Raw genomic sequence first — 12812 nt, 5'->3', positions numbered from 1 at the left:
CATCCCGCACCCAGCCGCCACCGTTACAATGGCATGCGATGAATATTGCGAAACACACTTCCCCACGCAAACGCCCGACCGCACGCAAGAGCCGCCCGGTGTCGCTCGCACGCATGTGGAGGAAAGCGGGAGCCATACAACGTGTCGGGATGCTGCTTACGCTTATGGTGGCGATCATCTGTGTGATGGCGCTGGTCATGGGATTGGTGCGGTTCGTCCAATGGCGCGGCGAGGTCCGCGACGCGGAGCAGGCACAGCTGGTGTTGGAGCGGGAGTATGGCTTCGATCCGGGCAATATCATCTCGGACGGGCAGTTCTTCAACGGCAATGCCATGAGCCAGGCGCAGGTGCAATCGTTCCTCGACGAGCAGGGCGGAGCGATCGCCTCCATGACCTTCGACACCACCGACCAGTCGGGCGAAGGCCTGTGCGAGGACTACGCGGGTGAACAAGGAGAGTCGGCGGCGGCGATCATCGCCAAGTCGGCGCAGGCATGCAACGTCAGCCAGAAAGTGCTGCTCACCGTATTACAGAAGGAGCAACACCTGGTCACGGCCGTCGACCCATCGGATTTCCAACTCAAATCGGCGATGGGATTGAGCTGTCCGGACGACGCGAGCTGCGACCCGGCGTACGCGGGATTCTTCCTGCAGGTGTACGGCGCGGCGAAACGCTATCAATACTATGTGGCGCATGCCGACCGGTACGGCTACCGCGAGGGCGACCTTAATTACGTGCAGTACCACCCCGACGCCTCATGCGGCGGCTCGAACGTGTATATCCAGAACAAGGCCACCGCATTGCTGTACATCTACACGCCCTATCAGCCGAACGAGGCCGCGCTGGCGGCGGGCGACGGCGTGGGCGACTCCTGTTCCAGCTACGGCAACCGCAACTTCTCCATCATCTACGAAAGCTGGTTCGGCAACCCTCGAGAATAGTCACCTGTAAGATCCCGCTCGTTGCGTATGCAACGTACAGGCCGCATCGCTCAGCGAGCGACGGTGGGACCATCGGTGCCGGTAATGGCGTTCAGCCGCATTTTCGCGAAGAAATCCTCAAGAACAAACCGACTATCGATACTGTCATAGATACGCACCAGAGGCCGGTCCGGACGAAACACCGATGTGCTGTCCGCCGCAATCAACGGAGCCGGAGCGTAATGGAACTCGCCGCATTCCGGCCGCATGGCGATGCCGACAGCAGGGGAATCACCAAGAGCCCAGCTTTCACCGGCAGTCCAGAACGCCAGGTCGGAGGCATTGTAGCCGAGCATGTTGGCAAGGAGGAACTCGCCAAGCGGTCCCGTGCCCTCAAGTTTGACGCACAGCTCCGCCAAACCCACTCCCATGGTTCGGTACACTTGCGACGGCACCAACCATACGGTGGCACCGCTCTCCAGAACGATGTTCGCGGCGACGACGTCGTTCGAGGCGTTGAATTCGCGTCCGGCCGTTTCCTGCGGATCGATGGTCTGCGTACCGATCCAGATGATCGTCATCCGATGCGCGATCTGCGGACACGCCAGTAGCGCCGCGGCGACATTGCTGATGGCGCCAAGGCAGAGCAGGAACAGGGGATGCGGATCATCCGACAACGCTTCGTCAATGATGGCCCGCGCCGCGGGCGACAAATCCTCGTCGTTCAACGGATCGACATTGTTCAACGCTCTCGGCTGTCCACGAAACACGGGTACGTCAAGGCCCGACAGGTTCACGACCTTCTTGGCGATCCTGTAGCTGTGCTCCATACTGTCGGAAGAGGCATGAAGCTCTGAGCACCCGGCTTCGGTGATAGCCGCATAATGCTCCGCGCACACGGCTTTGACGATGAACTGCGGGGTGAGCAGAGCCTGGGCGATGGCGAACGGATCATCGGCCTCGCATCCCGCGTCCGTGTCGATGATGATGCGTTTGCGTTTATCGTCGCGCACACTGTAGGCATGAATCATTGTTATTATTCCTTTCGGATAGATGGTATGGATTACAGATGCTGCCTGCAGGGCAGGCAACAATCAGGTGGCATCACATGTTCACGAATCGAAACGCAGCTCCTTGATATCGAGCAGACCTGTGCCCCGATAGACGATATTGAGTGCATGGGTGCCTTGTACGGCAATGGCCGCACTCACATCGTTCCATTCCACCGAGGGCCGCAGATCGATATCCGCCAGAAGATCGTCGTCGGCATAGATATGGAACACTCCCGCTCCAGTGCCCCGAACGGCAAGGGTCAATGTGGTCGCCCCATCGAACACGAAGTATTTGAAGCCCATCAGCGTGTTATCGTCGACCTCGCTCACGATATGATCATGACCGTCATGATTGATATGCGGCAACGCTGTGCCTATGGGCTCGGTTTCCTGATGCGGCATATGCCCATTGGTGAGATTGCAGCACAAAGCCGCTGAATACGTGCCTTGCGCGATCAACGGGCCGCCGTTCAAACCGCAGCTCGTCATCTCCACTTGGGCGATGGAACCATCCGATTCGATCGTGATGGGCTCGGCGCACCCTTGACGGCTGAACGAGGTCTTATGGGTTTGGCGATGATAGAAGACATACCATCGCCCGTTCAATGCAACGATGCTGCCATGGTTATTGCCTGTGGTGGCAAGTCGATCGCCGGCCTTTCGACCATGCAATCCGATGTCGCCGTTCGACACCAGGGTGCCGCCGTAACGGAACCCCTCGTCGGGCCGGCTGCTTGTGGCATAGCAGAGTTCATGGCTGAGCTGCGAAGAATATATGAAATAGTAAGTGTCGTCGATTTTTCGTATGCTGCTGGCCTCAAAAAACGCATGTCCCTCGAATGTGGTCCCTTCAGCCTCAAATTGGCTCGGCACGATACGTTTCGGCTCACCCACCACCGTCAACATGTCATCGGCGAGAGCCACCGTGTTCGCTCCCATGATGTCATACGGCGCAGTAGCCAATTGCTGGGGTGTTTTGCCGAATAGCATGGCTTCCACGCCGAGCAGTTGATCATGGCTCATTGATGCCATATGCGCAGCCTGTTCCGGATGCACCGCCGGGTCAAAGCCGAGCGACCAGCCGTAGTACAGTCGAATCGTTCCATCATCGTTGATCACGCCAGGGTCGAATGTGATGCCGTCGTCAAACGTGCGGCCGTCCGGCCAACGGACCTCGCCCCAATATTCGTATTGTCCCGCAGGCGTATCGCATACCGCCACGTGAATCGGACCGGTAAAACGGTCTCCGCCGGACATGGCGTAATACAGGTAGTATCTTCCGTCGTTGCCACGCACCACATCGGGGGCGTACATGTATCGGTCGTGCACGCCATATGTCGGATCCTGCTCGGCACGGTATATCGTGCCTTCGCACCGCCAGTCGGTGAGATCCCGAACCGACGCGCTCCATACCTCATAGTCAAGCATGCAAAAGGCATCGCCGCCTTCCTGGTCATGCGAACCATACACATACACCCGTCCGTCGAACACATGCGGTTCCGCATCCGGAATATACCGGTCAAACGGCAGATACGGATTAAATGCTTGGGGAGTCTCTTGTCCTGTACGGTCAGTCGTCAGGGACACATGCATCTGAGTCATGCCCTTCCTTTCATAAACTCGTATACTCCGCCCCCTGCCAGGGAGGACGATGCGCACGGACCCGGCCGAAACCGGAGCCGTGCGCGCAGAGCTGCGAAGAACCTCACAAATAGATGGTTATTCCTGTTTCTCCCCATCTATCGCAGATGTGGGAATGGGATCCGACATCTGTCCGTTCAATGGCTGGATCGTTGCATTCGGCAACGCATTCGCGTTGACCTCGATTGCCTCCTCCAACGGTTTCAGATAATCGGCCCCACCATTGTCATCAGCAGCTGCGGTGGCCATGTCGGCAGCATCCGACTCGTTTGCCGCATTAAGTTTCGCTTGTTTTGCGGCGATTGCGGCGGTGATCTCCGGCTTCATCTTATCGATCTTGTATCCCTGCAGAATAAGCGCGGCGATCACCATGAAAATCGCGGGCAGGATGGCGTAGATGAATCGGATCATGAAGATGGCGGAATCCGGCTGCACCTGCTTGGTTCCGTCGAAGCCCGCTGCGGACAGCAGGACACCGAGCACGAAGGAGCCGAATGCGGAACCGCAATTGTTGAAGAAGCTTGTGATGGAAGTGAGCGTGCCCTCCATACGCTGTTGGCCACGATATTCGTTGTAGTCGGCACATTCGATCACCAGCAGGTTGCCGAGATAGCTTGGCGCCAGCGTGCACATGCCGAGGATGATGCCGGCGATGGCTAGAGCGATGAGGTTGCTTCCCGCGAGGAACGCGACGATCGCGTATACGACGGACAGCATCAGGGAGAGCTGGATGAAGCGTTTGACGGACAGCTTCTTCAGAATCATCGGATAGAAGATCAGCGTCAGCATGGCGATGATCTGGAAGAAACTCAACACGCCGCTAATCGCCAGATCCTTGACGATGTACAGGAAGTAGTAGGAGGTGACCGGCATCGCACCCATCATCGTCGTCACCAAAGTCATGACGGCGACCGGATAAATATTGTGGTTGGTCTTAAGGACGGTGATCACGTCCTTCAAACGCACCTTCTCCGTCGTAACCTCCACCTGATACCGCTCCGGCACGAAGAAGAAGCGCAGCATACCGATGATGGCGCACGGAATGGCGAGGAACAGAACCAGCCTGCTCCATCCGGCGGCATTGTTCACGATCGGCGCATACAGCATCGGGGACACGATATTGAAGATCATGATGATCGCCGTGGTCAGCAGACCACCCCACGAGTTGAGCTTGATGTACTTTTGCTCGTTATTGAACGCCCTGACCATATACGGCGTGCCGGAAATGCTCAAGAAGGACTTGAACACGCTCTGGCACAGCGTGTAGCAGACGACGACCCATATCGATTTGACCATGATGGTCGCCGAGGCAGGCACGGAGAACAGCAGCCATGTGGTCACCCACAGGCCGATGATCATCAGTTCGTACGGACGGCCACGACCAAGCTTCGTGTTCGTGCGGTCGATGGCATAACCGTAGAACAGATCCACAACGCCATCCACGATTTTGGTACCCAGCAACAGCGTACCCACCAATGCCGCGTCCATTCCCAACGCATTGGTGCAATAAATCGTAAGCAGACCGAACAGCACCATCTGCACGGCCTGCGAAGCCCCACTGCTAGTCCATAGCAGCAATGTGCCGAATCCGACTTTGTCTGGATTCTTTTCTTTGGTTGTTGTTTTCATTCCCGAACTCCTTCGTTGCGGATGCACTCGTATCGTGCATTACCTGTTATCTTAGAGAACGATTTACAAAAACATATGCAAACAACAATTATTATTCTCTATATTTTTATGTTTTTCATAGTGATATTATAAAAAACATAACTATTGAACAAGAAGAAAACGCAAAGAAGCATCATATTAATGAATAACGATTTACCAACTATCGCCAATGACGACGCCAATGATTCGCTGCCCAACATCCAACTCGAGCGCTTTGCGGCGGCGTTTCACACCGATGTGCAACTATTCCGCAACGATCGCCTCGTTGCCGCTTGGCCAAAACACACGTATGCCGTCAATCTCGCCCATGCGCTTATCAACCCCCATCTCCGCGACAGCCTCGGCACCGAACCCGTCTTCCATGTTTTTTCCACGGATTTGTTCATGGCAGGCTGCGTATTGCTGCCCGACGACAACAGGTATCTCATTATCGGCCCCGCGACTCCCGCAATCCCGACGCGAACGCAGACGGCACGCTTGTTCATGGAACTCGGCATCGATCACGACCTGCTTGATGGCGCCATGCCACACATGCGCCTTCTGCCGCACCGTTCCCCCTCCGATTTCGTGCTTATGATCAATCTGCTGGCCGCCATGGTTCGTCATGACGAGACGCAAAGCGTAAAAATCCAATATCAAGGCCTTGCCACGACTTCCGGCGACGTTCCATCGCCGCCAACGGTTCTGCCGCTTATCGATTCGTATCCCATAGTGGAAGTCGGCGCCATGATTCGCGATGGACGCCCTCAGGATCTTGTCTCTTTTCTGGAGAATCCAGCCGATCATTTAGACCCACACGGATTGCAGCATGCCTCGGCAACCGATCTACGCACTTTGAAGAACATAGCCATTGCCGCCGCCCCGCAAGCCGCGACATATGCCAAAGCCGGTGGACTCGACTCCGATACATGCTCAGGACTGGTGGATTATTACATTCAACGATTTGAGCATATCGACGAATATGCACGCCTAACCGAGGAACTCGTTACCATGTTGGCCGATTTCGCACGTCGCGTTGCCGACGTGCAATTGCCGCCACACTGTTCCGCCATGATCACACGCGCGTGTCAACTCATTCAGACCCACCGAGCCGAAAGAATCTCCTCTTCGACGATCGCTTCACGACTGGGCGTCAGCGTGGGATATCTCCAGCAGCGATTCAAACGGGAGACAGGTACCACGTTGGCCGCATATATACGCGAGAGGAAAGTGCGCGAAGCCTGTTTTCTTCTAGAGTCCTCGGATCTTACGCTGGCCCGAATCGCCCAACAGCTGTCGTATACGTCCCAACAGCAATTCCAAACCACATTCCGTCAGGTGACCGGAATCACCCCAAAACATTATCGAGATGAACATCGGCGGCCACATACGCGTTTGCCCCTGTCCAATCGAAACAACCGGACAGGGGCAACACGATAGGGCAAGTCAAACGCTAAGAGCTAGTCACCGCACCACTACACGCGCACGAACCACGTTCAGCAGAGCGCCAAGCTCGGTGCCCACGTATTGCGCACGTTGCGACGTGACACGAGCGGCAACGAAGTATTCACCCGGCTGGTCGAATCGGCAGGTCCGCGAACGTTCCACACACGCTGCCGGATCGACATCCTCGCTGGAGGTAAACATCTCCCGCCCATCGACGGCCCACTCGATACGATCGACGCCTGGCGCGCCTTCAGGAGACCGCGCCTCGACCCGCACCGTAACGGGCTCGCCAACCGCGACCTCGCACCGGCCCTCGGCACCATTAACCATCAACTTCGCCACTGGTTGCACACCATGACGGCCTGCAGCGGTCGGCTCCAGCAGAAGCTGTCCGTCATCGATACGGTATCCGCTGGTCTCGCAAGGCGGTACATCATTTTCCACCCAATCGGCCAATTGGAGCAACGCCTCCTGAAGCACGCCAAGATAACTCACGATACGAATAGGATCCTCTTCGGACTGCGATCCGTCGTCTCCATGAAGCGCGTTATCGGTGTACCACAAGCGTGCCACGGATTGCGCCGAGCCGCCATTCGCATGGGCGACCTGGGTCATGAACCAATCCGCCTGCCATGCGAAGGAATCACGGTCCAACGCGCTGGCGAGCACGATCATCTTGCCATGGAACGAACCATTCTCCGAGCAACCGGTCGACCGAGCGAACACAGGTCCCACCAGCAATGGACGCTGCGGATATATCGGCGTGCCGTCAGGGTTGCGGAACTGGTCCCATACGCGATAATCCGAATCCGCAGGCGGAACCTGATGCCGATGGTAGGTCTGCACCGCAAGCAGACCATCGTTGCTGAGTTCCACATGCGTGCCACACTCAAGGTCAAACGCCGAAAAATGGCCGAATACTGCGGCATCGCCGACCGTTTCAAGTATCAAAAACTCCCTGCCGGAATGTTCCCCATCGAGCACGCGCGCCTCCAGACCCAGCGGCTGGTCGGTGAACGATTTCGACATCACGAAGCCGATCACCGCGTCATCCGCGAATTCGGGATTCTCGAACGCGTGATCAACCCCTCCGGCGGCCTCCTCACGGGCGCCTTCGACGATTCCCCGATCGATGCCTTCGCGACGAGTCAGCGGGCGAACGACCTCAATGGTCTCACGGAACCGATCATCGCCCACCGAAGACGCCGGATCCGTGCCGAGATACCCCGACTTGGTCCAAAAATCCTCGGTATACGTCGGATCAACCGCTTTGACGCCCGGATAGATGGCGGTGAATCCTTGAGTGCCCATCGTGCGATATCCGAACCATGAGCGAATCGGGAATCCCATCCGTGTCGCCTCTCGCAGCACTCCGGCCTCTTCCTCGTTGAGGGTGGCATACGGATCGCCCGAACCGCCCGGCTCCAACGCGTCCACGATGTCGGCGAACTTGTTGCGCAGAACTCGTTGCGCATACATGCGCACGCTGAACACATTGGGCAACGCCATGGGGCTTCCGGGCACAAAAGGCACAAAACCGTCCCAGACGCCTTCCGTATGTTCAGCGGAGGCGAACGTTCGGTAGGCTCCGCCCGATCCGCCGTATAGATAGCCGTATATCTTCCCGACATGGTCGGGATAGATCAACGTGGCCAAATACTTGCAGAGCATCGCGCAGGCGGCGTTCGCACGATAAGCGGAATAGGTGGGATCCGCATCGGATGCAGGACCACCGCTGCCCTCTCCTCCCCCATTGGTCTCCAGGAAGAAAGCCCCTGCGGAAATGGCGAAACCGATTTTATCCTCCGCGCCCGTGGCCCCCTGCGCCGTGCATTCACTCACCGGAAAGGGGGTGACATGCTGCTGGAAACGCCCACGGAAGCCCCCTGCCGGAGGGCAATACATGGAGAATCGTGTGTGGGAATCGGTAAATCCGCCATGAACGTACCGGTGCGGCACAGGGTTTTCGCGCCATTCGTCGACATCGACGAAGCCTTCGCGATGGTCGGGATCATATGACTGCGCGAACGTCATGCCTTGCAGGGATCCAATTGCAGAAGTGTCCATTGTTGTTCCTCCGATTACTTAACGATATATAGATACATGTGGGTGAGGCTATGCCGTTTCCGAAAGACGATGTTCCGACTACGGCCTTTGGGAACGGATCCGCACGGTCGGGGTTGCTCTCATCTGCGGTGCATTCCGTTATGCTTTGCCTGCCATGCCGCCCAGCAACGGAAGATCCTCCGGCCGGAAGAACTTGGTCATAAAAGCATGCTGGAAGGCTTCGTTGGGTTGCGATGCCTCAGCGGTGCCCTCGGCCAGGTTCGAGCTCAGCTGCGTCATATAGGAAAAGGTCTCTCGCTGACGTTCGGCGCCCTGTGGATCGCACCGGTCGATGTCGAGATGTGCGATTCCGATGCGTTCAAGCAACGGCAGCATGTCCGCGAGGCGACGTAGGAAGTCGCGGTAGCTCTCGTCACCTTGTCGAGGTCCGGACCATGCATTCTCCGCGAGCGCGATCAATCGAGGAAAAACACGGCGTTCCAAATCCTGCACGCTGTCGACATGCTCGCACCATATGGCCGCCTCCACACCGAGCATACCGGGATAATCCGTGTAGTCGACGTCTTCGATAATGGGGCGGGTCTCATATATCCGACGCATCGGCGTCATACTGGCGGGATAGTCGAGATACAGGTCGAACATATCCGAAAACACCAATTGACCGCCATGATCCATATACGGTCGGATGCGTTCCTGGTGGGACGGGGTCCAGAATTGGATCACAACGCCCGGATCGAGGTTCGTCGCATCCAGCGATTCGTTCCAGCAGATCGGAACACGCCCGTCCTGCACCAGATGAGAGGCGATGCGGTTCGTGAAATATCCTTGCAGCTGTTCAAGACCGACCAGCCCCTCCGCTGTCATGCGCGCTTGGCAACGTGCGCAGGACGCCCATTTGGTCTTGGGGGCCTCATCGCCGCCGATATGAATATACGGAGAGTCGAACAGCTCACACACCTCATCGAGGATGCCGTTCATCACGGTGAATGTGTCCTCCTTGCCAGGGCACAGAATAACATCGTGAATGCCGTATTGCGTCGCATAATCGACATGCTCCCCCGTGCAACTCAGCTCGGGATGGGACACCAGCAATCCTCGCATATGACCTGGCATTTCGATTTCGGGGATGACCTCGACGCCTCGATCGCGCGCGTATGCGACTACGTGACGAATCTCCCCCTGCGTGTAGAACCGATTGCCCGGCTGTGCGGCCAGTTCCGGATATCGCTTGCTTTCGATGCGCCAACCTTGGTCATCGGTCAGATGCCAGTGAAGCACATTGAGTTTATTAAGCGACATCGCTTCGATGACCCGCAGCACTTCGTCGACATCGAAAAAGTGCCGCACGCAGTCGAAACTCAGACCACGGTGACGATAACGCGGCATATCCTCGATGACACGGCATTCCACACAGCCGGGCTCATCGCCCACGACAAGCAGATACAGACTCGTGAGCGCGTGGATGACGCCGTGTTCATCGGCCGCGGTGATGGTGACGCCGTCTGATCGAATCGCCAGCCGGTACTCCTCTTCGCCTAGGTGTGCCGCATCACGGCGAAGCACGATGTCGGCGGATTCATCATCCGACGCAGGAACGACATCGTCTTCGGTCAGGCCGCAACGTTCAAGAAACGCGGCATAGCAGTACGGGGCGAACCCATCATTGGCCACATGCGGTGTCCTGGGCATCGCCCAAACACCGGTAAGGCTTTCATCGTGTTGTGGGCATGGAATCAACGTAATGGACATTGTTCTTCCTTATGAATGGCTTGACGTTCATTTGCCGTCGTCATGTCGTTGGGCGCCGAGCGCACACGAAGCGATGCGCCCGGAAGACAAATCGGTCGCGGTGACCGTCGTTTCACCGTCCCGCATACGCACCACGGCCAACGCCCGGCCACGGTAGGTGTCATAGGTGCCGCTGTCGAATCGTTGCTCGGTCACCGGTTGGGCACTGCCGAAACCGATAAGTTCACCGCCTTCGACCTGCACCTGTATGGTGCGGTCATCCGACGATTCCACCACTCCGTCCACATCGACAAGAGCCACGTCCACGAACACCACCGAGCCGTCGCCGGTATATGTTGGTTCGGGATTGAGCGTGAGATGCAGATCCGCCTGCGCGGACGTCAACGAGGTATGGGAAAGCTCATGTCCGTCGGCATCCAGCACACGCGCTTCGAGCACGCCAGGCTCATAGGCCACATCGAACATGGCACGATACTCGTCAAGCGGTTTCATACCGAGCTTCCTGCCGTTTGCCATGAGTTCGACCGCGACGCCGTCGTGCGCATATACCTCCACAACGGTGGGTTCACCCTCATGGCCCGACCAGCTCCAACTATCGATGGCATCGGTACCCCGCCAACCGCCACGGTGCAACTTGGTGCCCGCCGGACGCGGGGGACGCACGCCGATATACGGATCCGTACGCTTGCCCCACACCACGCCGGCATACGCCGCCGAGGCATCGGGAACGCCGATGATGTTGATCACACCGGCCTCCCCCAACAGCCATGGATAGGGTTTTTGGAAATTGCCGGCATCTTCGCGATCACTCCATGATCCGATCCCCACCTCGCCAAGATAATCCCATGCGGTCCACATGAAGTCGCCGACGATATAGTCATGGGACATCACTTGCCGCCAGTTGCGCGCAATATCGAACGGCATGGTCTCGCTGCCGTAGATCAGCCGATCCGGATGCAGTTCGCCTTCCTTGTCGTAACGAATCGCACCATAGTTGTATCCGGCGACGTCCACCGTGTCGAGCACCGGAGAAGACAGGGCATCGGCCATTTCATTCGCCGCCTGCGCCTGCACGCTTTCGCTTGACAATGACATGCTCTCATTGAATTGCGTGCTGCCATCGGTCTGGGCGTCGTTCTGATCAACGGCGAACTGACCGCTGTCCTCATGGTACAAACCGATTCCTGCGGCGGCCATCATCAACAACAGGATATTGCAGCCAATAGTGACCGGCCGGCTATTGTCAAGTCCGTGGATCTCCTCGGTCAGTTCCCGTGCCGTACTCACCCCCCGCTCGCAATACGGTTCCATGTTCTCGTTGCCGATCGAGTACATGATGATGCTGGGGTGGTTGTAGTCCCCCTTGATCATCGCGGTGAGATCCTCGCGCCAGTTCGCTTCGAAGTTCAGTCCGTTGTCGTAACGATTCTTGCGCTCATACCACATGTCCCACATCTCGTCGATGAGATATATGCCGTATGCGTCGCAAGCGCGTTTGAGCGCCTGCGACGCAGGGTTATGAGCAGAACGTATGGCGTTGAACCCCTGTTCCTTCATGATGCGGACACGCCGCCATTCCGCTTCCTCCAAGGCTCGGGCGCCGATCACACCGTTGTCGTGGTGCACGCAGCCACCACGCAATTTGACCGACCGGCCGTTGACGAACAAGCCTCGGCGAGACCATTCAATCATGCGAATGCCGATGGATTCGCAAGTTTCGTCGATCATCTCGCCGTCCCGTTCGAGCCGCACCACACACGTGTACATATACGGGTCCTCGGCACTCCACAACCGCGCCGCTCCCACTTCGATGGTGGCATCCGCGCCATTGCCATGGGCAACTTCAACGCCTTTGGCGTCAAGTATGGCAATCGAGATATCGTCCTGCGACGAGGAGGGGCCTTCGATCTGCGTGACCACCCGCACACGCGCAGGCTGAGTGCTCACTGTGGCAATCCGTACACCATGCAACGCGATATGCGAGAGAGGAGCCACATGCAACAATACGGGTCGATAGATGCCTGTGCCCGTATACCACCGGGAGTTCGGCATCTTGGAGTTATCGGCTATGACCGTCAACTCGTTGTCCGCCCCATACACCAGATGATCCGTGAGTTCGACGACGAAACCCGTGTACCCATATGCATGGAAGGCGACACGCTGACCATTGAGCAGGATCGTGGCATCTTTGTACACACCTTCGAATTCCAGCATGACCGCATGGCCACGCCATTCATCCGGAACGTGAACCATACGTCGATACTCGATTGCCTGACCGTCGAAAAACGCC

General features: G+C 57.4%; 8 protein-coding genes and 1 pseudogene. 2 read left to right on the top strand and 7 right to left on the bottom strand.

Features of this window, described 5'->3' with window-relative positions:
• The first annotated feature begins 38 nt into the window (after positions 1-38).
• On the top strand, positions 39-941 hold the full coding sequence (locus AC1AV0_RS07720) for a hemagglutinin (RefSeq protein WP_476572736.1): 903 nt from the start codon (positions 39-41) through the stop codon (positions 939-941).
• A gap of 50 nt (positions 942-991) precedes the next feature.
• On the opposite strand, the gene AC1AV0_RS07715 is transcribed toward AC1AV0_RS07720, so the two are convergent.
• From AC1AV0_RS07715 to AC1AV0_RS07705, 3 genes are all read right to left on the bottom strand, one after another.
• Positions 992-1951 carry a nucleoside hydrolase gene (locus tag AC1AV0_RS07715; RefSeq protein ID WP_476572734.1) on the bottom strand — a complete coding sequence of 320 codons (960 nt, stop codon included), beginning with the start codon at positions 1949-1951 and terminating at the stop codon, positions 992-994.
• Between the two features lie 81 nt (positions 1952-2032).
• Complete coding sequence (locus AC1AV0_RS07710; protein WP_476572732.1) at positions 2033-3565, bottom strand: family 43 glycosylhydrolase; 1533 nt, start codon at positions 3563-3565, stop codon at positions 2033-2035.
• A 126-nt stretch (positions 3566-3691) separates the two neighbouring features.
• Positions 3692-5242 (bottom strand): MFS transporter, encoded by a 1551-nt coding sequence (locus AC1AV0_RS07705; protein WP_476572730.1) that lies wholly within the window; start codon positions 5240-5242, stop codon positions 3692-3694.
• 180 nt (positions 5243-5422) lie between these two features.
• Between AC1AV0_RS07705 and AC1AV0_RS07700 the strand changes: the two genes are divergently transcribed.
• Entirely contained in the window at positions 5423-6700 is a 1278-nt protein-coding gene (locus AC1AV0_RS07700) for a helix-turn-helix transcriptional regulator (RefSeq protein WP_476572727.1), read from the top strand.
• A 24-nt stretch (positions 6701-6724) separates the two neighbouring features.
• Here AC1AV0_RS07700 and AC1AV0_RS07695 read toward each other — a convergent pair whose 3' ends face one another.
• The 4 genes and pseudogenes from AC1AV0_RS07695 to AC1AV0_RS07680 all read right to left on the bottom strand — a co-directional run.
• Positions 6725-8773: a hypothetical protein gene (locus tag AC1AV0_RS07695; protein ID WP_476572725.1), complete on the bottom strand. Its 2049-nt coding sequence runs from the start codon at positions 8771-8773 to the stop codon at positions 6725-6727.
• A gap of 138 nt (positions 8774-8911) precedes the next feature.
• A complete protein-coding gene (locus AC1AV0_RS07690; RefSeq protein WP_476572723.1) occupies positions 8912-10522 on the bottom strand; it encodes a beta-N-acetylhexosaminidase in 1611 nt (536 codons plus the stop codon).
• A gap of 27 nt (positions 10523-10549) precedes the next feature.
• Positions 10550-12469, bottom strand: coding sequence for a glycoside hydrolase family 2 TIM barrel-domain containing protein (locus AC1AV0_RS07685; RefSeq protein WP_476572976.1), 1920 nt, complete (start codon positions 12467-12469; stop codon positions 10550-10552).
• Positions 12470-12568: 99 nt separating this feature from the next.
• Positions 12569-12736, bottom strand: a pseudogene (locus AC1AV0_RS07680) (hypothetical protein); the annotation flags it as partial.
• Positions 12737-12812: the final 76 nt, after the last annotated feature.

The sequence above is a fragment of the Bifidobacterium sp. LH_558 genome (assembly GCF_056356295.1).
Note: the sequence above shows the minus strand (reverse complement) of the source record. Positions and strands in the feature narration are given on the sequence as shown.

Coding starts and splice junctions, on each gene's coding strand:
- AC1AV0_RS07720 (WP_476572736.1), top strand. CDS start 39: ATGAATATTGCGAAACACACTTCCCCACGCAAACGCCCGACCGCACGC.
- AC1AV0_RS07715 (WP_476572734.1), bottom strand. CDS start 1,951: ATGATTCATGCCTACAGTGTGCGCGACGATAAACGCAAACGCATCATC.
- AC1AV0_RS07710 (WP_476572732.1), bottom strand. CDS start 3,565: ATGCATGTGTCCCTGACGACTGACCGTACAGGACAAGAGACTCCCCAA.
- AC1AV0_RS07705 (WP_476572730.1), bottom strand. CDS start 5,242: ATGAAAACAACAACCAAAGAAAAGAATCCAGACAAAGTCGGATTCGGC.
- AC1AV0_RS07700 (WP_476572727.1), top strand. CDS start 5,423: ATGAATAACGATTTACCAACTATCGCCAATGACGACGCCAATGATTCG.
- AC1AV0_RS07695 (WP_476572725.1), bottom strand. CDS start 8,773: ATGGACACTTCTGCAATTGGATCCCTGCAAGGCATGACGTTCGCGCAG.
- AC1AV0_RS07690 (WP_476572723.1), bottom strand. CDS start 10,522: ATGTCCATTACGTTGATTCCATGCCCACAACACGATGAAAGCCTTACC.